The sequence below is a fragment of the Pseudomonas sp. P867 genome (assembly GCF_019891455.1).
Lineage (GTDB): Bacteria > Pseudomonadota > Gammaproteobacteria > Pseudomonadales > Pseudomonadaceae > Aquipseudomonas > Aquipseudomonas synxantha_A.
In genome coordinates this window covers 434,469-452,767 of sequence record NZ_JAFLXB010000003.1, presented here as the reverse complement: position 1 = coordinate 452,767, position 18,299 = coordinate 434,469, and the positions used below count along the sequence as shown (strand labels likewise).

Below are 18,299 nucleotides of genomic sequence, written 5' to 3'. Positions count from 1 at the left end.
CACTCATCGATTCAGTACCCGCTCGTTACCGCAATGGCCAGCAACACCATCGCCAGCACGGCGTAGATCAGGAACAGCGGCAGGATGTAGCGCGCCCATTGGCCCCAACCGACATTGGCGGTGGCCAACAGCACCAGCAGGCCGCTGGACGTGGGGGTGATCATGTTGGTCAGGCCATTGCCCATCAGAAATGCGAACACCGTGGTCTGCGGGCTGACGCCGGACAACTGACCCAAGGGCCCGAAGATCGGCATGGTTACCGCCGCCTGGCCGGAGGTGGATGGGATCAGCACATCCAGCCCCAGTTGTGCGAAGAACATGCCGTAGGCCGACACGATCGGACCATGGTCGCCCACCAGGTTGGCCAGGCTGTTGACGATGGTGTCCAGGACCTGGCCGGTACTGAGGATGATCTCCACGGCGGTAGCCAGACCGATCAGCACGCCGGCGATCAGCACCTTCTTCATTCCATCGACAAAGGCACTGGCGGCAACGCTGGCGCCGAGCCCGGCGATCACGCTGAAGGCCAGCGTCAGCAGCAGGTAGAACGCCGACAGCTCATGGTATTTCCAGCCCCAGCGGTTGGAGGCGTAGACCAGGAAAGCGATGCCCGTCAGCAGTACGATCAGGTTGATCAGATGGCGCAGGGGCAACGGCGTACTTTCGAAAGTGATCTGCGCCGTGGCATCGTAACCGTGCTTGCGAATACTCCACAGCACGAAGGCAATGCCCACCAGCAGGAAGCTGCAGTAGGCGAGCACACGCATGCTCAGGCCACTGAAGATCGGCAGCCCGACCATCGGCTGGGCCACGGACAGCGCCACTGGATTGGATATCGAGGCCAGGTAGCCGATCTTGACTGAGATCGTGACGATGGCCAGCCCGATCAGGTTCGACAGCCCCAGCCGATTAGCCATGGCAACCATCAACGGCACGATGAGAATAAATTCCTTGGCCAGCCCCATGAAGGTACTGCCGGCGGAAAACACCAGCATCAGGCACGGCACCAGCACATAGATATTGCCCCGTGTCAGACCCAGCATGCGCTCCAGCCCGGCGTCGATCACCCCGGCCTTGTTCAGCACGCCGAACATGCCACCGATGAACAGCACCATGAAAATCAGTGCCGCACGCTTCTCGATGCCCTGGGGAATCGCCATGAAGCCTTCCACCAGGGACACCGGGCGCGCCACGGTGTCGCCGGCTTTGCGTGGTTCCAGTGCGAACAGTTGGCTCAGGGAGTCGTGTTTTTCCAGCACCTGGTAAGAGCCCGGGATCACCAGGCCATTCTGGCGCTGGAACGTGCCCGAGTTCACGGCGTAGGTAAACGCCACTGCGAGCAGGACGATACTCAGCAGGATGATGGCGGGATTGATCTGCTTGCGTTGCGTGGTATTTCCCACCGCTGCTTGGGTGGGGATGCTCTGGGATTCGCTCATGCTAGTGGCCCCGGCTTGCGCCGTTATTGTTATAGGGGTGACACGTGTGGGGCGGACACTAGGGCAAAGTTTTCGCGGCGACAACGTTATGCGTGGGTTGGGTTGGGCTATGCGTTTTGTGCGGACAGACGCTGCTTGAGATGCTCGGCAAACGCGTTCACCAGCTGCGACCTGGGCTCGTTGGCGCGAAACGCCAGGCCGAATGCGTAGGGCAGCGCCGGGCGAAACGGGCGGGTGACGATGGGCAAGTGCCGGAAGTGGCTGGCCAGCAGACCATTGACGATCGACACCCCCAGCCCCTCGGCAACGAAGCTGCACGCAGCCCCGACCGAGTGCACCTCGACCCGCACCTGCGGCGTGAGGTTGGCGGCACGAAACACCTGGTTCAGCTCGGCCCGCAATGCCCGTTGCCGGCCGAGCATCACCAACGGCACATCGCGCAGATGCTGCACTTCGATGCAGGCGTGACGGGTCAGCGGATGGTCGGCGGGCATCACGCAGACGCCTTCGGTTTGCAGCACCGGCTCGACATCGAAGTCAGGTATTTCCGTGGGCAGGCGTACAAAGCCCAGGTCGGCGGAACGGTCCAGCACCGCACGCTCGATCGTGTCGTAAGAACCGGTCAGCAGTTCCACGACAATGTCGTCATGCTCCTTGAGAAACTGCGCCACGATGCGCGGCAACAGCTCCTGGGTCATGCTGGTGGGCACCCCGACCTTGAGCAGGCTCTTGCGTGAGCGGCCCACGCGCATTTCGTCGGCCAGGCGCTGGATTCGTTGCATGCCATCCACCAGTCCGGCGACTTCGGCGAGCAGTTCCTCGGCTTCGGGCGTCGCCATCAGGCGGCCCTTCTTGCGCAGGAACAAGGCAAAACCCAAGTGCTCTTCCAACTGGCTCAGCAGGCGGCTGACCGCCGATTGCGACAGGCCCATGCGCGTTGCTGCGCCGATGGTCGAGCCGGTGGCCATGATCGCTTTGAAGGCTTCGAGTTGCTTGAGGTTCACCGTGTTTTTCCTGTCGGTTGGGAAGGGCGGCCGGTACTTCACGCATAGCCTGATGCGCTTCTCGCATAACGTTGTGGGGCTGTCGACGAGCCGTTAGTGTCCGCTCCAACGCGACATGCCGTCCAGCCTGCCGCGCGGTGCAACTGCCCATAAAAAACACAACACGGCATTGAGGAATGGTTTATGCGTGAGTTTTTCACGAAAGGGGGAATGGTCTCGGCGGGGCTGCTGGCGAGCCTGTCACCGACATTGATGGCCCAGGGTTTCTGGGAGGATTCCCACGGCCGATTGACCTTGCGCAACTTCTACTTCAACGACGGTTACCGCGACGGTGGTGAAGACCGCAAGGAATGGGCTCAGGGTTTTCTGCTTAATCTTCAGTCTGGTTATACCGAGGGCACCGTGGGTTTTGGCCTGGATGCCCTGGGGCTGGCGGGCCTGCGTCTCGACTCCAGCCCGACGCACGCCGGGACGGGCTTGTTACCTGTGCACGACGATGGTCATGCGGCCAGTGAGTTTTCCAGCCTGGGCGTCACGGCCAAGATGCGCTGGGGCGATGCAGTGGTGAAAACCGGCACGTTGCTGCCGAAAATCCCGGTGCTGGTGCACAACGATGGCCGCTTGTTACCGCAGACCTTCCAGGGCACACAAGTGGAATACAGTGGTATTCGTGACCTGTACCTGCACGCTGGGCACCTGGACAAATTCAAGTTGCGTAACTCCACTGACAGTGTGGATATTTATCCCCAGGGCTACAGCGGAAAAAAGGGTAGTGATTTCGATTTTGCCGGCGCTAGCTACGCGTTTACGCCGAAGCTCAGCGGCACCTGGTACTACGGTGAAATGCGCCAATTCTATCGCCAGCAATTCTTTGGCCTGGTGCATAAGCAGCCGTTGGGCAGCGGCACACTGACCAGCGACTTGCGCTACTTCATTAGTAACGAAGCGGGTGAGGCGCGTAACGGCGAGGTCGACAGTGACATGTTCAGCGGTCTGTTCACTTACCGCCTGGGCCCGCAGGCGCTGGGTGTTGGTTATCAGAAAGTCAGCGGCGACACAGCGTTGCCGTATGCCAGCGTGTCGACGGTGTATTCCTTCAGTAACGCCGGTGTTGGCAAGTTCATCCAGGCTGGTGAGCAGACATGGATGCTGCGCTACGACTATGACTTGACGGCGGTACTGCCGGGCTTGAGTTTCATGACCCGCTACTACAAAGGGCAAAACGGCGAGTTCAAAGGGCGCGAGGCGCGTGAGTGGGAGTCCGACACGAATCTGCGCTATGTGGTCCAGGACAGCACGTTCAAAGGACTGGGCGTGGAGTTGCGCAAGGCCACTTACCGCTCGACTTATGCCAGTGATCGGGACAACTACCGGTTGTACCTGACCTACGACCTGGCGCTCTGGTAGCCGGGGAGGGGGCTGATCATGGGCTGCTCTTGTGTGCTAGTCTGCGGGCCCTTTTAGTTCTGGGCAGCGCGGGAAACCCTGTTGTCCTACAGCGGAGCCTCTTCATGTCCGAAGTTAATCTGTCCACCGACGAAACCCGCGTCAGCTACGGTATCGGCCGTCAGTTGGGCGACCAACTGCGCGACAACCCGCCGCCGGGCGTGAGCCTGGACGCAATCCTGGCCGGCCTGACCGACGCATTTGCAGGCCAGCCGAGCCGTGTTGACCAGGAGCAAATGGCTGCCAGCTTCAAAGTGATCCGCGAGATCATGCAAGCCGAAGCCGCTGCCAAGGCTGAAGCCGCCGCGGGTGCCGGCCTGGCTTTCCTGGCTGAAAACGCCAAGCGTGATGGCATCACCACCCTGGCTTCCGGCCTGCAATTTGAAGTGCTGACTGCCGGCACCGGCGCCAAGCCGACCCGTGAAGATCAAGTGCGTACCCACTACCACGGCACCTTGATCGACGGCACTGTGTTCGACAGCTCCTACGAGCGCGGCCAGCCTGCAGAATTCCCGGTTGGCGGCGTGATCGCCGGCTGGACCGAGGCCCTGCAACTGATGAATGCCGGCAGCAAATGGCGTCTGTACGTGCCGAGCGAACTGGCTTACGGCGCTCAAGGCGTTGGCAGCATCCCGCCGCACAGCGTTCTGGTATTCGACGTCGAGCTGCTCGACGTTCTGTAAGACCTGCTGGTTACCTGTTGGGACGAACGCGTTCGCCCCAACAGGCATTTGCCAGTTTCTTCATGGATGGAACTTGCCATTCAAGTCGGTCGCCGGGCGCAATGCTCGGGCATAGCAGAACAGAAACAAATTCCTCACCACTTCTTTCAGTACTCCAGGCTCACTGGAACTCAGGCCATTGACGTCCAGGTCACCCTGGTCCTGTAGTTCGTTCAGCGCTTCTTCCTCAAGCACCGCACAGACTTCGCCGGTTTCCCGATGCAGGATTCGCAGGTAAGGGTGGGGGCGATCCAGCCAGGCATCTATCAAATAAGTCATGGTCGTTCTCCTTGATGAGCTTCAATGAGAATAATTCTTATTCGTAGAATAGCAAGTATCTATTGGCGGTTTCCGGGTTTTTTTGTGTGGATATTGTTTTCGATCAATCAGGAGGGCGAAACGCCATCCCGCGGCGGGCGCGGGATGGATGCAGCAGCTTCAGACCTTGCGCACGAACTCGGACTTGAGTTTCATCGGGCCGATACCGTCGATCTTGCAGTCGATATCGTGGTCTCCGTCGCACAGGCGGATGTTCTTGACCTTGGTGCCGACCTTGACCACCAGTGAGGTGCCCTTGACCTTGAGGTCCTTGATCACGGTGATGGTGTCGCCGTCCTGCAGGACGTTGCCCACAGAGTCTTTCTTCACGGTCTCATCGCCGGCCACTTCGGCCTCGCCATTGGCGGACCACTCATGGGCGCATTCCGGGCAGACCAGTTGGGTGCCGTCTTCGTAGGTGTATTCGGAATTGCATTTCGGGCAGGGTGGCAACGTGCTCACTAAAGCTCCTTGAGATTCAGGGATGACTAAAAGTCGCACATTATATAGGGTTTTGCGGCGGGAGCGGGGAGGTCAGTGGTGAATGCGATCTAAATGTGGGAGCTGGCTTGCCTGCGATAGCGATGGTGAGTTCACTACCGTCATCGCAGGCAAGCCAGCTCCCACATTAATCAACGCGGAATCAGTGAGTACGGGCCACAGCGAACTCACTCAGTTCCACCAATGCATCCCGGTATTCACTGGCCGGCAAGGCTTCCAGGCACTGGATCGCCCGCGCCACGTAGTCACGCGCCAGTTGCGCGGTGTACTCCAGGGAACCGGAGGCTTCGACGGCGGCACGGATGGCCTCCAGGTCTTCGATCCCGCCTTTCTGGATGGCCTTGCGCACCAGGGCGGCCTGTTCCGGCGTGCCTTCGCGCATGGTGTAGATCAGCGGCAAGGTTGGCTTGCCCTCGGCCAGGTCGTCACCGACGTTCTTGCCCAGGGTTTCGGCGTCTCCCTTGTAGTCGAGCAGGTCATCCACCAGTTGGAACGCCACGCCCAGGTGATCGCCAAAGGTACGCAGGGCTTCGGCCTGTTCGGCGGTGGCGCCACACAGCGCGGCAGCGCTGTGGGTGGACGCTTCGAAGAGCATCGCGGTTTTGCCGCGAATCACTTCCATATAGGTTTCTTCGGTGGTGCTGGCGTCGCGGACCTTGGACAGCTGCAACACTTCGCCTTCGGCGATGATGCGCGTGGCCTGTGAAAGAATCTTCATCACCGGCATCGAGCCCAGTTCGACCATCATTTCGAACGAGCGCGAGTACAGGAAGTCGCCCACCAACACGCTGGGTGCGTTGCCCCACATGGCATTGGCGGTCTCGCGGCCACGCCGCATACCGGACATGTCGACCACGTCGTCATGCAGCAGGGTGGCGGTGTGCAGGAACTCGATGGTCGCGGCCAGCAAGCGCAGGTCATCGCCTTCGCGGCCCAGCGCCTTGCCACACAGCAGTACTAATAAAGGACGCAGGCGTTTACCGCCCGCCGACGTAATATAGTCGCCAATTTTGGAGACCAGCGGCACTTTAGACGTCAGCTGCTGCTTGATGATGCCGTCGACGGCGCTAAAATCGTCCGCGACCGCGCGGTAGAAAGCTTGGGGTTGCATCAGCGACAGTCGCTCCAGAAGGGTTGCGCGGCATGCTAGGACCCTGACCCCCGGGTGTCAAGGCGCGATAGACGGCCCCTTGCAACACCCATTTACCTTGCGTACAATCGCGCACCCTGAACTTCCTGGGCAGCACCTGCCTTACGCAATTGCATTCGGGACGTCCATCCCATGCAGCCATGCCAGCCAATACTTCTTCTTATAAAGCGCTGGGTGAGCAGGATTATCGGAGAAATACCATGTCGTACGCAGTAATTGTTACTGGTGGCAAGCAATACAAAGTCGCCCCAGGTGAATACCTGAAGATCGAGAAACTGGAAGTCGCTACTGGCGAATCCGTTACTTTTGATCGCGTTCTGTTGGTCGCCAATGGCGATGACGTGAACATCGGCGCTCCAGTTGTTGCTGGCGCTACCGTTGTGGCTGAAGTGATCTCCCAAGGTCGTCACGATAAAGTCCGCATCATCAAGTTCCGTCGTCGTAAGCACCACATGAAGCGTATGGGCCACCGCCAGTGGTACACCGAGATCAAAATCACCGGTATTCAGGCTTAATTTCAGCCTAATTCCTCACTAGGAGAATTGACTCATGGCACACAAAAAAGCTGGTGGTAGTACCCGTAACGGTCGCGACTCAGAAGCCAAACGCCTTGGCGTGAAGATGTATGGCGGCCAGAAAATCATTCCGGGCAACATCATCGTGCGTCAGCGCGGCACCCAATTCCACGCCGGTTACGGTGTTGGCATGGGTAAAGATCACACCCTCTTCGCTAAAATCGAAGGCGTGATCAAGTTCGAAGTAAAGGGCGCGTTCAACCGCCGTTACGTGAGCGTTGTCGCAGCTTAATTGCGAGATCGCTGGAAAAGCCCTGTCTTGCGACGGGGCTTTTTCGTTTGTGGAGTGAGTCTCTTGCAAAGCTGTTTGTGATGAGCTCAGGCGCAAGTTTGCGGTCGCTGATTGAGGTCGCTGCGCTCATTTTTGCAAGAGTCTTATGTCTTGGTTTCTTAAGCTCGTCCATGCGGCGAGAGGCGTTTTGTTATGAAGTTCGTTGATGAAGTTTCCATCCGAGTAAAAGCAGGCGACGGCGGTAACGGTTGCATGAGTTTCCGTCGCGAAAAATTCATCGAAAACGGTGGTCCGAACGGCGGTGACGGCGGTGACGGTGGCTCCATCTACATGATGGCCGACGAAAACCTCAACACCCTGGTCGACTACCGTTACACCCGGCACTTCGATGCCGAGCGTGGCTCCAACGGCGGCAGCACCGACTGCACCGGCAAAAAAGGTGAAGACCTGATACTGCGCGTACCGGTCGGCACCACGATCATCGATTCCGCGACACAGGAAGTGATTGGCGACCTGACCAAGGCCGGCCAGAAACTGATGGTTGTGCAGGGCGGCTGGCACGGCCTGGGTAACACCCGATTCAAGTCCAGTACCAACCGTGCGCCGCGCCAGACCACGCCGGGCAAGCCGGGCGAACAGCGTGACCTGAAGCTGGAAATGAAAGTACTCGCCGACGTGGGCCTGTTGGGCCTGCCGAACGCCGGCAAAAGTACCTTCATCCGCTCGGTATCGGCCGCCAAGCCGAAGGTCGCCGACTACCCGTTCACCACCCTGGTGCCAAACCTGGGCGTGGTCAGCGTCGACCGCTGGAAGAGCTTCGTGGTTGCCGACATTCCTGGCCTGATCGAAGGGGCTTCCGACGGTGCTGGTCTGGGCATTCGCTTCCTCAAGCACTTGTCCCGCACCCGTTTGCTGCTGCACCTCGTCGACATGGCGCCGCTGGATGACACCAGCGCTGCGGATGCCGCCGAAGTGATCGTCAGCGAGCTGACCAAGTTCAGCCCGGCCCTGGCCGAGCGTGATCGCTGGCTGGTCCTGAACAAGTGCGACCAGATCCTTGAGGAAGAGCACGAAGAGCGCGTCAAGGAAATCGTCGATCGCCTGGAATGGGAAGGCCCGGTCTATGTGATCTCGGCCATTGCCAAAGAAGGCACCGAACGCCTGACCCGCGACATCATGCGTTACCTGGAAGACCGAGCCGACCGCCTGGCGGCCGACCCGGTATTCAAGGCCGAGCTTGCCGAGCTTGACCAGCAGATCGAAGACGAAGCCCGTGCCCAGTTGCAGGCCCTGGACGACCAGCGTGCCCTGCGCCGCAGCGGCGTGAAGTCGGTCCATGACATCGGCGACGATGATTGGGACGAAGAAGACGTGGATGATGAAGACGGTCCGGAAATCATTTACGTGCGCGATTGATTCGTTGCGATAAACTTGAACGCCGCTCCCTGGAGCGGCGTTTTGGTATCCGGGTATAACGTTATGGGCGGCGCTGGGTCGCGCGGCCCTCACTCTAAGGTTGAAGATGATGCGGAGCAAAGTGACAGGTGCGCAGCGCTGGGTCGTGAAGATCGGCAGTGCGTTGCTGACGGCCGATGGCAAGGGGCTGGATCGCGCAGCCATGAGCGTCTGGGTCGAGCAGATGGTGGCCTTGCATGAGGCCGGTGTCGAGTTGGTGCTGGTGTCGTCCGGGGCGGTTGCCGCCGGGATGAGCCGCCTCGGCTGGACCGCGCGACCCAGCGCGATGCACGAACTGCAAGCCGCCGCGGCCATCGGCCAGATGGGCCTGGTGCAAGCCTGGGAGTCCAGCTTTGCCGAGCACGGCCGCCACACGGCGCAGATCCTGCTGACCCACGACGACCTGTCCGACCGCAAGCGCTACCTCAATGCCCGCAGCACCTTGCGCGCCTTGGTGGAGCTCAAGGTCATCCCGGTCATCAATGAAAACGACACCGTGGTCACAGACGAAATCCGTTTCGGCGACAACGACACCCTGGCTGCGCTGGTGGCCAACCTGGTGGAAGCCGACCTGTTGGTGATCCTCACCGACCGCGACGGCATGTTCGACGCTGACCCGCGCAACAACCCCGATGCCCAGTTGATCTACGAAGCCCGCGCCGATGACCCGGCACTGGATGCGGTCGCCGGCAGTGTCGGCGGTGCCCTGGGCCGTGGCGGTATGCAGACCAAACTGCGCGCCGCTCGCCTGGCTGCGCGTTCCGGTGCCCATACCATCATCGTTGGTGGGCGCCTGGAGCGTGTGCTGGATCGCCTCAAGGCCGGTGAGCGCATCGGTACGCTGCTATCACCGGAACGCGGCATGCTGGCAGCGCGCAAGCAGTGGTTGGCCGGGCATCTGCAAACCCGTGGCACCCTGGTGCTGGATGAGGGCGCGGTGTCGGCGTTGTCCCAAGGCAACAAGAGCTTGCTGCCGGTGGGCGTCAAGCTGGTGCAGGGCAGCTTCCGCCGTGGCGAAATGGTGGTGTGCGTCGCGCCGGACGGTCGTGAGATTGCCCGTGGCCTGGCCAACTACAGCGCCCTTGAAGCACAGAAGATAATTGGACAATCGTCTGACGCGATTGTCGGACTCTTGGGTTACATGGCGGAACCGGAACTGGTGCACCGCGATAACCTCATCCTGGTTTAAACGAAAGGAATACCCGATGCGTGTAATGAAGGGATTACTCGGCCTGTTATTGCTCATGCCACTGCTGGCCTCGGCGGAAGAAATCGCCCAGGTCTCGACGGTGTTCAAGTTTGTCGGCCCTAACGACCGGATTGTGGTCGAGGCGTTTGACGACCCCAAGGTTGACGGCGTGACCTGCTACCTGTCGCGTGCCAAGACCGGCGGCGTCAAAGGCGGCCTGGGCCTGGCCGAAGACCGCGCTGAGGCCTCGATTGCCTGCCGCCAGGTTGGCCCGATCCATTTCAAGGGCGAACTCAAGGACGGGGACGAAGTCTTCAAGGAACGCACCTCCCTGGTGTTCAAGACCATGCAGGTGGTGCGTTTCCTCGACAAGAAGCGCAATACCCTGGTGTATCTGGTCTACAGCGACCGCCTGATCGAAGGCAGCCCGCAGAACGCGGTGACGGCGATTCCGATTCTGCCCTGGCCGACCGCTCAGTAACCTGCAGGCGAGTTTTGTCACCGGCGTCTATGATTGAAGACTCGCCGGTTGTAAGCTCCGAGAGCTGCAATGCAAAGAATATGGGATATCTGGAGTTCGTCATGAGTGCTTTCCACGATCTGAAACTCAAAGCCCTGGACGGACAAGAGCTACCGCTGGCGCCCTTCAAGGGCCAGGTTGTGCTGGTGGTCAATGTGGCGTCCAAATGTGGTTTGACCCCGCAATACGCGGCGTTGGAAAACCTCTACCAGCAATACAGGGACCAGGGATTCACGGTGCTCGGCTTGCCGTGCAATCAGTTTGCAGGCCAGGAACCGGGGACCGAACAAGAGATCCGCGAGTTCTGCAGCCTGAACTACGGGGTGAGTTTTCCCCTGGGCAGCAAGCTCGAGGTCAACGGCCCGGATCGTCATCAGCTGTACCGCTTGCTGGCAGGTGAGGGCGCCGAGTTTCCAGGGGACATCACCTGGAACTTCGAGAAATTCCTGTTGGGTAAAGATGGCCGGGTACTCGCGCGCTTCTCGCCGCGTACGTCCCCGGACGACCCGACTATCATGCAGGCCATCGAAAAAGCCCTGAGCTGAAACACACCCACTGTAGGAGCGAGCTTGCTCGCGAAGATCGCCAACGATAACGCGTTGATCCTGACTTAACGCGTGTTCCCGGATTCTTCGCGAACAAGCTCGCTCCTACAGGTATTCGGCTACTTCTACCCCTTTAATCACCCAGATCAATAGTGCTACTAAGCGCTGCACACTCACCATATTATCCGCGTCATAAATCCCGTCCTGGTGGAGTGCTCCATGCCTGTCCAAGCCTTGTTCAAACCCTTCCAACTCGGTGGACTGCAACTGTCGACCCGCGTGGTCATGGCGCCCATGACCCGTTCGTTCTCTCCGGGTGGTGTACCCAACTCCAAGGTCATCGAGTACTACCGTCGTCGTGCGGCGGCCGGTGTGGGCCTGATCATCACTGAAGGCACCGTGGTCGATCACCGGGCGTCCAACGGCTACCCCAACGTCCCGCACTTCTACGGTGAGGCCGCGCTGGCCGGCTGGAAGAAAGTGGTCGACGCGGTACACGCCGAAGGCGGCAAGATTGTCCCGCAGTTGTGGCATGTGGGTAGCGTGCGCCGTATTGGCACCGAGCCTGATGCCAGCGTGCCTGCTTATGGCCCGATGGAAAAGCTCAAGGACGGCAACGTGGTTGTGCACGGTATGACGCAACAGGACATCAGGGACGTGATCAACGCCTTCGCCCAAGCTGCCAGTGACGCCCAGGCGATCGGCATGGACGGTGTAGAAATCCATGGCGCCCACGGTTACCTGGTGGATCAATTCTTCTGGGAGGGCAGCAACCAGCGCACCGACGAATACGGTGGCAGCCTGGCCAACCGTTCGCGCTTTGCCATTGAGCTGATCGAGGCCACCCGTGCTGCTGTAGGGCCGAATTTTCCGATCATCCTGCGTTTCTCGCAGTGGAAGCAGCAGGACTACACCGCACGCCTGGTGCAAACCCCTGAGGCGCTGGGTGAGTTCCTCAAGCCATTGGCTGAGGCCGGCGTAGATATTTTCCACTGCTCCACTCGCCGTTTCTGGGAGCCGGAGTTTGAAGGCTCCGACCTCAACCTGGCTGGCTGGACGCGTCAGCTCACGGGTAAGCCGACTATCACCGTGGGCAGTGTTGGCCTGGATGGCGAGTTCCTGCAATTTATGGTCAACACCGACAAGGTCGCGCAACCTGCCAGCCTCGAAAAGCTGCTGGAGCGCCTGAATAACGATGAGTTCGACCTGGTGGCCGTAGGGCGTGCGCTGCTGGTGGATCCTGATTGGGCCGTGAAGGTGCGCGAAGGGCGTGAAGGGGACATCTTGCCCTTCAGTCGCGACGCGTTGACCACTCTGGTGTAAAAGGCTGGACTCCCTGTGAGCGTCACAGGGAGTTTCTTCTCTTTAGCGATTAATACTCTGGTCGCTTATTCAACTCTTTACTGTGATCAGTCTTGAGCGTGTCTTTATGGCCAGGCTGGCCGTAGATTGGCGGTTCAGCACGGGCTTGATCCAGCCATTGTTGCTGCTGGGTCCATTGCGCGGTTGGCATGTTGACACCATTGCGTACACCCATTCCATAAATTGACATGTTCCGTATCTCCTGGGGTTGGCTGATCAATAGGGGCGTACTGGCTGCGTCAGGGTTTGGTCGTATGGATGTGTGGGTTGCTGTGGACGATGCGAGCCGTAGTCGGGGCGTGTGGGCTGATGTGGACGATGCCAGCCGTAATCGGGTTGTGAGGGTTGCTGCGGACGATGCCAGCCATAATCGGGTTGTGTGGGGTGCTGCGGACGATGCCAGCCATAATCGGGTTGTGAGGGTTGCTGCGGACGATGCCAGCCATAGTCGGGTTGTGTGGGTTGCTGCGGACGATGCCAGCCGTAATCGGGTTGTGAGGGTTGCTGCGGACGATGCCAGCCATAGTCGGGACGTGGGGGTTGCTGCGGGCGGTACCAGCCATTGTCGGGCCCCGTAGGCCTCTGGCTGAAGGTATCGGTAGTCGGGTACCGTGGAACCATGGATTCGTTTATCAGTGTCGACATAGTTATCTCTTAAGTTTCCATCATGAATGCCTGCCTCTTGGGTGCGATCTGTAAAAGACACCCCTGATAAGACAGGTGTCATGTGGGTGGTGATAAATCCTGCAGCGTTCCAGAAATATCCTGTGTGGGGGCGCTTATTCAGGCGCTCTGGCGCGAAAAAGCCTAACGCCTGGGCCATTACTCGGGGGCTCGTCTGTCAGGCAGGTGAAGTGACTTACAGTCATTGCTGAGTCTTCAGCCTGCGTGCGGCTGTGTTGGGACGATAAAATGTTCCCCACACACACCTCGTAACTGCTGCTCGAACTGTTCGACAATCGCTGGCCAGCCCTGGCGGCTCGCGTGTTGACGCGCGTTGAGGCGCATACGGCGTAGACTCTCTGCGTCCTCCAGCAGCCAATTGGCGGCATCGCAAAACGCATTTTCGTCACCCGGCATCGCCAGCACCCCGTTGTAGCCGTGACGAATATGCTGTGTGGCGGCAGCCTGGTCGTAGGCCACCACCCCCAACCCTGACGCCATGGCCTCCAGTACCACATTGCCAAAGGTTTCGGTCAGGCTGGGGAACAGGAACACATCGCCGGACGCGTAATGACGAGCCAGTTCTTCACCGCGCAAGGCACCGCAGAAAATTGCTTCGGGAAGGTCCTTTTCCAGCATTGCTCGTTGTGGTCCATCACCGACGATGATCAGTTTCATCTGACGCAAGGGGTATCTGTTCTGCAAGGTCTCGAAACAGCGCTTGAGCAGGCCCAGGTTCTTTTCCTGGGCCAGCCGCCCTACATGCAGCACTGCGATTTGCTCATTATTCAAGGCCCAGCTTTCCCGCAGAGCGCTGTCGCGTTTGGCGGGGTGGAACAATTGGCTGTCGACGCCTCTGGCCAACATCCCCAGGCGCTCAAAATGCCGACGCTCCAGTTCCAGGCGCTGACTGGCGCTTGGTACCAGGGTCAGGCTCGATCGGTTGTGAAACCAGCGCAGGTAATGGGTGACCATGCGACTGAGCAGGCTCAAGCCGTACTGGTTCGAATACTGCTGGAAGTTGGTATGAAAGCCGCTGACAACACTGATTCCCAAACGCCGCGCCGCACGCAGAGCGGATAAACCCAACGGCCCTTCGGTGGCGATATACAACACGTCCGGGCGCTGGCGGCTCCAGCGTCTGAGCAGTTTGCGCATCGACGATTGGCCCCATTGCAGCCCTGGGTAACCGGGTAATGGCCAGCCGCGGCACAGCAGCAGTTGATCGTCACTCGGTCGGCTCTGATCAGCGCCCTGGCGTGGACGCACCAGTTCGACCTGATGACCACGCGAGCGCAAACCCTCGCACAGGCGGCCAAGGGTATTGGCCACGCCGTTGATTTCCGGCGGGAAGGTTTCGGTAATGAGGGTGATGTGAAGCGAGGCTGTCGTCATGACCCACAGTGTCACCGCGGGCCATGTCGCCATTGTGTCTGAGTGATGATGGATTTATGACGGGGTCACGGCCTGCTGCGTCATCGCCTCGGCACCTTGCTCACGCACCCAGAACAACGTCGCCCCGGCGACTGCCGCCGGCATCATCAGCAGGTTGACCACCGGCACCAGCAGCACCAGATAGACAACACCGCCGAAGCTCATGCTCTGCCAGCGCTTCTGGCGCAGCCAGGCGAGCATCTCGTTCCAGCCCAGTTTGTGGTTGTCGGCCGGGTAGTCGATGTACTGGATTGCCATCATCCATACGCCAAAGAGCAACCACAGCGGCGCAGCGATCAGGTTGACCACTGGAATGAACGACAGGATAAACAGTCCGATAGCTCGTGGCAGGAAGTAGCCCAGCTTGCGCATTTCCCGGGCCAGGGTACGCGGCACCATGGCGATCAACTCACCCCAACTGAACGCCGGAAAGTCATCGGTGCCGCGCACCACCACTTCAACCTTCTCCGAGAGAAAGCCGTTGAACGGCGCTGCGATGATATTGGCGAGCATGGTGAAGGTGAAAAACACCATCAGCACCACCAACACCACAAACAATGGCCACAACAGGTAATTCAGAAAACTCAGCCAACTGGGCAGCGTCGGCATCAGATGGTCGACCCACAGGCTGAACTGATGGCCGGCGAAATAGATCAAGCCGACGAACAGCACCAGGTTGATCGCCAGCGGCAGCAGCACAAACAAGCGCAAGCCGGGGCTCAACACCAGTTTGAGGCCTTCACGCAGGTATTGCGGACCGGAAAGAGCGGGGGCGGGCATGGTGAACTCCGAGCAGGATGACGAACGCGCCGACCTTACCGGCTTTGTATCGTGGGCGAAAGCGGCGACATCATCAGTAACATTAGGGGGAGCAATGGCGTCGATTAATCGGGCCGACTGCATAGAGACCACCTATGAGCTGGATTGTTATTCCGTATTTCCTTAATCTTGCCCCCCTCGATACGCTGCACCCATTATTTTCAGGGCCTGCGAGTTCAAGCCTTCCCCAAGTGCTTCGTGGTCCCTTTTTTATTCCAGCCGCCTTGTAGTCCGGGCGGTCGATAGGAGCGAGTCATGTCTGATACCCGCCATTCGCGAGTGATTATTCTCGGTTCCGGCCCTGCCGGTTACAGCGCTGCCGTCTATGCTGCCCGGGCCAACCTCAAGCCGCTGCTGATCACCGGCATGCAGGCGGGCGGTCAGTTGACCACCACCACCGAAGTCGACAACTGGCCGGGCGATGTCCACGGACTGACCGGCCCGGTGCTGATGGAGCGTATGAAAGAGCACGCCGAGCGCTTTGAAACCGAGATCGTGTTTGATCACATCAACAAGGTCGACTTCTCCAAGAAGCCTTACAGCCTGACCGGCGACAGTGGCGTCTACACTTGTGACGCCCTGATCATCGCCACCGGTGCCAGTGCTCGTTACCTGGGCCTGCCATCGGAAGAAGCGTTCATGGGCAAGGGGGTTTCGGCCTGCGCTACCTGCGACGGTTTCTTCTACCGCAACAAGCCGGTCGCTGTGGTCGGTGGTGGTAACACCGCTGTGGAGGAGGCGCTGTACCTGGCCAACATCGCCAGCACTGTGACCCTGGTTCACCGTCGCGAGACCTTCCGCGCCGAGAAGATCCTGATCGACAAGCTGCATGCCCGTGTGGCAGAAGGCAAGATCATCCTGAAGCTCAACGCCACCCTGGATGAAGTCCTGGGCGACAACATGGGCGTGACCGGTGCGCGCCTGAAGAACAACGATGGCAGCTTCGACGAATTGAAAGTCGACGGTGTATTCATCGCCATCGGCCACACCCCGAACACCTCGCTGTTCGAAGGCGTGCTGGAAGCCAAAGATGGCTACCTGGTGGTGCAGGGCGGCCGCGAAGGCAATGCTACCGCGACCAACATCGAAGGCATTTTCGCTGCCGGCGACGTGGCTGACCACGTCTACCGCCAGGCCATCACCTCGGCCGGCGCCGGTTGCATGGCGGCCCTGGATGCCGAGCGCTACCTCGATGGTTTGAAGGACGCTTCGTTCTAAACAACGCTGCAAAAAAATGTGGGAGGGGGCTTGCTCCCGATAGCGGTGTGTCAGCCAACTAATACTTGGCTGAAACCTGCTATCGGGAGCAAGCCCCCTCCCACATTTGGATATGTATTTGACTCAGGATTTGCGAGCCAGGGGCTGCGCGGCAAATTTTACCCCATCCAACCCATGGGCAATCAACGCCCGAATATTGCCATGGTCACTGCCCTCAGGCGTCGCCACCACCGACCGGTAATGCTCGCCAAACGCCAGCAACGCTTCCTGATCGCTCAAGCCTTCCAGCAACGCCAAACCCAGGGTCTTGCACGAACCTTCGTTTTGTCCGGCTGCGTTTTCCACATCGCCATTGGTGAACGCTTGTGGCTGGTAGTCGTAACCGTCGGCGATAAAGGCCAGGGTGTCGGCAAAGACGTGTTCGCCACTGTTGAGGCTGGCGCGCAGGGTGTTCAGATCAGTCATGGGGTTTTCCTTTGGCGAACGCGGCCTGTTGGTCGGCGTTGGCTTCTTGCTGGTATTGGGCTTTCCACTCGGCGTACGGCATGCCGTACACCACTTCACGGGCGTCATCGAGGCTGACCTCGATCTGGCGCTCATCGGCCTCGGCCTTGTACCACTTGGACAGGCAGTTGCGGCAAAAGCCGGCCAGGTTCATCAGGTCGATATTCTGCACATCCTTGCGGCTGTCCAGATGGGCCACCAATCGGCGAAAGGCGGCGGCTTCAAGTTCGAGGCGTTGTTGGTCGTTCATAGGGCTCACTTAGTATCAGCGGCTGGCGGCTAGAGTGATCGAAACCGACTCGGCAAAGCGCAGCGCGTGGGGCTTGTCGACTTCCACCTCGGCGTACAACACCGATTCGTTGCTCATCACCAGGTCCAGCAATTCCTGGGTCAGGCGCTCCAGCAGGGCGAAGCGGTTGCCTTCCACATGGGCGATGATCGCCTTGGTGATGGTGCGGTAGTTCAAGGCGTGGTCGATATCGTTGTCGCGCACGGCGTCCTGGGCGGCATACAGGATGGTCAGGTTGATCAGCACATCCTGCTTGTTGAGGATTTCGTCCTCGTTGATGCCAATAAAAGTGCGCAGGCACAGGTCTTTGACCCGGATGCGCGCCATGCCTGGTTGAAGTTGTGGCATTGCTACTTGCTCCGTCCAATCAATTGCAGGAACTCCATGCGCGTGGTGTTCGATTCGCGGAAGGCGCCGAGCATCACTGAGGTGTTCATGGTTGAATTCTGTTTCTCCACGCCGCGCATCATCATGCACATGTGCTTGGCTTCGATCACCACCGCCACGCCGGCAGCCTGGGTCACGTCCTGGATGGCGTCGGCGATTTGCCGCGTAAGGTTTTCCTGGATCTGCAGGCGCCGGGCAAACATGTCGACGATGCGCGCCAGTTTAGACAGGCCCAGCACCTTGCCGGTCGGAATATAGGCCACGTGCGCCTTGCCGATAAAGGGCAGCAGGTGATGCTCGCACAACGAGTACAACTCGATGTCCTTGAGGATCACCATCTCGTCATTGTCGGAGGCGAACAGCGCGCCGTTGACGATTTCTTCCAGGTTCTGCGCGTAGCCATGACACAGGTACTGCATGGCCTTGGCGGCACGCTTGGGCGTGTCGAGCAGGCCCTCGCGCTCTGGGTCTTCGCCCAGGCCCTTGAGGATTTCGCGGTAGTGGTGGGGCAGGGAAAGGGTCATACA

At 59.5% G+C, this 18,299-nt stretch carries 22 protein-coding genes; 10 read left to right on the top strand and 12 right to left on the bottom strand.

Going from position 1 to position 18,299, the window contains the following annotated elements:
• Positions 1-11: 11 nt before the first annotated feature.
• Together J1G33_RS08505 and J1G33_RS08500 are read right to left on the bottom strand one after the other, a co-directional pair.
• A complete protein-coding gene (locus J1G33_RS08505) occupies positions 12-1,439 on the bottom strand; it encodes an AbgT family transporter (RefSeq protein WP_032879527.1) in 1,428 nt (475 codons plus the stop codon).
• Between the two features lie 107 nt (positions 1,440-1,546).
• A complete protein-coding gene (locus J1G33_RS08500; RefSeq protein WP_198845094.1) occupies positions 1,547-2,443 on the bottom strand; it encodes a LysR family transcriptional regulator in 897 nt (298 codons plus the stop codon).
• A 210-nt stretch (positions 2,444-2,653) separates the two neighbouring features.
• Between J1G33_RS08500 and J1G33_RS08495 the strand changes: the two genes are divergently transcribed.
• Both J1G33_RS08495 and J1G33_RS08490 read left to right on the top strand, forming a co-directional pair.
• The gene (locus J1G33_RS08495; protein WP_223017943.1) at positions 2,654-3,850 is read left to right on the top strand and encodes an OprD family porin; all 1,197 of its coding nucleotides are present in this window, start codon (positions 2,654-2,656) and stop codon (positions 3,848-3,850) included.
• Between the two features lie 104 nt (positions 3,851-3,954).
• The gene (locus J1G33_RS08490; RefSeq protein WP_014719893.1) at positions 3,955-4,572 is read left to right on the top strand and encodes an FKBP-type peptidyl-prolyl cis-trans isomerase; all 618 of its coding nucleotides are present in this window, start codon (positions 3,955-3,957) and stop codon (positions 4,570-4,572) included.
• 60 nt (positions 4,573-4,632) lie between these two features.
• Here J1G33_RS08490 and J1G33_RS08485 read toward each other — a convergent pair whose 3' ends face one another.
• From J1G33_RS08485 to J1G33_RS08475, 3 genes are all read right to left on the bottom strand, one after another.
• Complete coding sequence (locus J1G33_RS08485) at positions 4,633-4,890, bottom strand: hypothetical protein (RefSeq protein WP_005791321.1); 258 nt, start codon at positions 4,888-4,890, stop codon at positions 4,633-4,635.
• Positions 4,891-5,049: 159 nt separating this feature from the next.
• Positions 5,050-5,391 (bottom strand): zinc ribbon domain-containing protein YjdM, encoded by a 342-nt coding sequence (locus J1G33_RS08480; protein WP_005791320.1) that lies wholly within the window; start codon positions 5,389-5,391, stop codon positions 5,050-5,052.
• A 181-nt stretch (positions 5,392-5,572) separates the two neighbouring features.
• On the bottom strand, positions 5,573-6,541 hold the full coding sequence (locus J1G33_RS08475) for a polyprenyl synthetase family protein (protein ID WP_005791318.1): 969 nt from the start codon (positions 6,539-6,541) through the stop codon (positions 5,573-5,575).
• 239 nt (positions 6,542-6,780) lie between these two features.
• Here J1G33_RS08475 and rplU point away from each other — a divergent pair, with 239 nt between their 5' ends.
• The 7 genes from rplU (at position 6,781) to J1G33_RS08440 (ending at position 12,419) form a co-directional block, all read left to right on the top strand.
• A complete protein-coding gene (gene rplU, locus J1G33_RS08470) occupies positions 6,781-7,095 on the top strand; it encodes a 50S ribosomal protein L21 (protein ID WP_007950961.1) in 315 nt (104 codons plus the stop codon).
• Between the two features lie 34 nt (positions 7,096-7,129).
• Complete coding sequence (gene rpmA / locus J1G33_RS08465) at positions 7,130-7,387, top strand: 50S ribosomal protein L27 (RefSeq protein ID WP_003176049.1); 258 nt, start codon at positions 7,130-7,132, stop codon at positions 7,385-7,387.
• Positions 7,388-7,579: 192 nt separating this feature from the next.
• A complete protein-coding gene (cgtA, locus tag J1G33_RS08460; protein ID WP_032879532.1) occupies positions 7,580-8,803 on the top strand; it encodes an Obg family GTPase CgtA in 1,224 nt (407 codons plus the stop codon).
• Between the two features lie 109 nt (positions 8,804-8,912).
• Positions 8,913-10,031, top strand: a complete 1,119-nt coding sequence (gene proB, locus J1G33_RS08455; RefSeq protein WP_005791305.1) for a glutamate 5-kinase — start codon at positions 8,913-8,915, stop codon at positions 10,029-10,031.
• A gap of 16 nt (positions 10,032-10,047) precedes the next feature.
• Positions 10,048-10,512 carry a CreA family protein gene (locus J1G33_RS08450; protein ID WP_032879534.1) on the top strand — a complete coding sequence of 155 codons (465 nt, stop codon included), beginning with the start codon at positions 10,048-10,050 and terminating at the stop codon, positions 10,510-10,512.
• 101 nt (positions 10,513-10,613) lie between these two features.
• Positions 10,614-11,096 carry a glutathione peroxidase gene (locus J1G33_RS08445; RefSeq protein WP_032879536.1) on the top strand — a complete coding sequence of 161 codons (483 nt, stop codon included), beginning with the start codon at positions 10,614-10,616 and terminating at the stop codon, positions 11,094-11,096.
• 219 nt (positions 11,097-11,315) lie between these two features.
• Complete coding sequence (locus J1G33_RS08440) at positions 11,316-12,419, top strand: NADH:flavin oxidoreductase (RefSeq protein ID WP_032879538.1); 1,104 nt, start codon at positions 11,316-11,318, stop codon at positions 12,417-12,419.
• Positions 12,420-12,468: 49 nt separating this feature from the next.
• Here the strand turns inward: J1G33_RS08440 and J1G33_RS08435 are convergent, their stop codons facing one another.
• The 3 genes from J1G33_RS08435 to cysZ form a co-directional block, all read right to left on the bottom strand.
• Positions 12,469-12,648, bottom strand: a complete 180-nt coding sequence (locus J1G33_RS08435) for a hypothetical protein (RefSeq protein ID WP_032879540.1) — start codon at positions 12,646-12,648, stop codon at positions 12,469-12,471.
• Positions 12,649-13,337: 689 nt separating this feature from the next.
• Positions 13,338-14,516, bottom strand: a complete 1,179-nt coding sequence (locus tag J1G33_RS08430; protein WP_032879541.1) for a glycosyltransferase family 1 protein — start codon at positions 14,514-14,516, stop codon at positions 13,338-13,340.
• A gap of 54 nt (positions 14,517-14,570) precedes the next feature.
• The gene (gene cysZ / locus J1G33_RS08425; protein ID WP_078822280.1) at positions 14,571-15,335 is read right to left on the bottom strand and encodes a sulfate transporter CysZ; all 765 of its coding nucleotides are present in this window, start codon (positions 15,333-15,335) and stop codon (positions 14,571-14,573) included.
• Between the two features lie 294 nt (positions 15,336-15,629).
• Between cysZ and trxB the strand changes: the two genes are divergently transcribed.
• Complete coding sequence (gene trxB / locus J1G33_RS08420; protein ID WP_003194076.1) at positions 15,630-16,592, top strand: thioredoxin-disulfide reductase; 963 nt, start codon at positions 15,630-15,632, stop codon at positions 16,590-16,592.
• Between the two features lie 123 nt (positions 16,593-16,715).
• Here trxB and J1G33_RS08415 read toward each other — a convergent pair whose 3' ends face one another.
• From J1G33_RS08415 to folE, 4 genes are read right to left on the bottom strand one after another with little or no spacing between them, the layout of a single operon-like run.
• The gene (locus J1G33_RS08415; RefSeq protein WP_148852675.1) at positions 16,716-17,057 is read right to left on the bottom strand and encodes a HopJ type III effector protein; all 342 of its coding nucleotides are present in this window, start codon (positions 17,055-17,057) and stop codon (positions 16,716-16,718) included.
• Positions 17,050-17,346 carry a DUF1244 domain-containing protein gene (locus J1G33_RS08410; protein WP_032879544.1) on the bottom strand — a complete coding sequence of 99 codons (297 nt, stop codon included), beginning with the start codon at positions 17,344-17,346 and terminating at the stop codon, positions 17,050-17,052. The genes J1G33_RS08415 and J1G33_RS08410 overlap by 8 nt, the downstream gene beginning before the upstream one ends.
• Before the next feature lie 15 nt (positions 17,347-17,361).
• Complete coding sequence (gene folX / locus J1G33_RS08405) at positions 17,362-17,733, bottom strand: dihydroneopterin triphosphate 2'-epimerase (RefSeq protein WP_032857710.1); 372 nt, start codon at positions 17,731-17,733, stop codon at positions 17,362-17,364.
• 2 nt (positions 17,734-17,735) lie between these two features.
• A complete protein-coding gene (gene folE / locus J1G33_RS08400) occupies positions 17,736-18,296 on the bottom strand; it encodes a GTP cyclohydrolase I FolE (protein ID WP_005791285.1) in 561 nt (186 codons plus the stop codon).
• Positions 18,297-18,299: the final 3 nt, after the last annotated feature.

Coding starts and splice junctions, on each gene's coding strand:
- J1G33_RS08415 (WP_148852675.1), bottom strand. CDS start 17,057: ATGACTGATCTGAACACCCTGCGCGCCAGCCTCAACAGTGGCGAACAC.
- J1G33_RS08440 (WP_032879538.1), top strand. CDS start 11,316: ATGCCTGTCCAAGCCTTGTTCAAACCCTTCCAACTCGGTGGACTGCAA.
- J1G33_RS08445 (WP_032879536.1), top strand. CDS start 10,614: ATGAGTGCTTTCCACGATCTGAAACTCAAAGCCCTGGACGGACAAGAG.
- folE (WP_005791285.1), bottom strand. CDS start 18,296: ATGACCCTTTCCCTGCCCCACCACTACCGCGAAATCCTCAAGGGCCTG.
- J1G33_RS08495 (WP_223017943.1), top strand. CDS start 2,654: ATGGTCTCGGCGGGGCTGCTGGCGAGCCTGTCACCGACATTGATGGCC.
- folX (WP_032857710.1), bottom strand. CDS start 17,733: ATGCCACAACTTCAACCAGGCATGGCGCGCATCCGGGTCAAAGACCTG.
- trxB (WP_003194076.1), top strand. CDS start 15,630: ATGTCTGATACCCGCCATTCGCGAGTGATTATTCTCGGTTCCGGCCCT.
- J1G33_RS08410 (WP_032879544.1), bottom strand. CDS start 17,346: ATGAACGACCAACAACGCCTCGAACTTGAAGCCGCCGCCTTTCGCCGA.
- proB (WP_005791305.1), top strand. CDS start 8,913: ATGCGGAGCAAAGTGACAGGTGCGCAGCGCTGGGTCGTGAAGATCGGC.
- rpmA (WP_003176049.1), top strand. CDS start 7,130: ATGGCACACAAAAAAGCTGGTGGTAGTACCCGTAACGGTCGCGACTCA.
- J1G33_RS08450 (WP_032879534.1), top strand. CDS start 10,048: ATGCGTGTAATGAAGGGATTACTCGGCCTGTTATTGCTCATGCCACTG.
- J1G33_RS08475 (WP_005791318.1), bottom strand. CDS start 6,541: ATGCAACCCCAAGCTTTCTACCGCGCGGTCGCGGACGATTTTAGCGCC.
- rplU (WP_007950961.1), top strand. CDS start 6,781: ATGTCGTACGCAGTAATTGTTACTGGTGGCAAGCAATACAAAGTCGCC.
- J1G33_RS08490 (WP_014719893.1), top strand. CDS start 3,955: ATGTCCGAAGTTAATCTGTCCACCGACGAAACCCGCGTCAGCTACGGT.
- J1G33_RS08505 (WP_032879527.1), bottom strand. CDS start 1,439: ATGAGCGAATCCCAGAGCATCCCCACCCAAGCAGCGGTGGGAAATACC.
- cgtA (WP_032879532.1), top strand. CDS start 7,580: ATGAAGTTCGTTGATGAAGTTTCCATCCGAGTAAAAGCAGGCGACGGC.
- cysZ (WP_078822280.1), bottom strand. CDS start 15,335: ATGCCCGCCCCCGCTCTTTCCGGTCCGCAATACCTGCGTGAAGGCCTC.
- J1G33_RS08435 (WP_032879540.1), bottom strand. CDS start 12,648: ATGTCAATTTATGGAATGGGTGTACGCAATGGTGTCAACATGCCAACC.
- J1G33_RS08485 (WP_005791321.1), bottom strand. CDS start 4,890: ATGACTTATTTGATAGATGCCTGGCTGGATCGCCCCCACCCTTACCTG.
- J1G33_RS08430 (WP_032879541.1), bottom strand. CDS start 14,516: ATGACGACAGCCTCGCTTCACATCACCCTCATTACCGAAACCTTCCCG.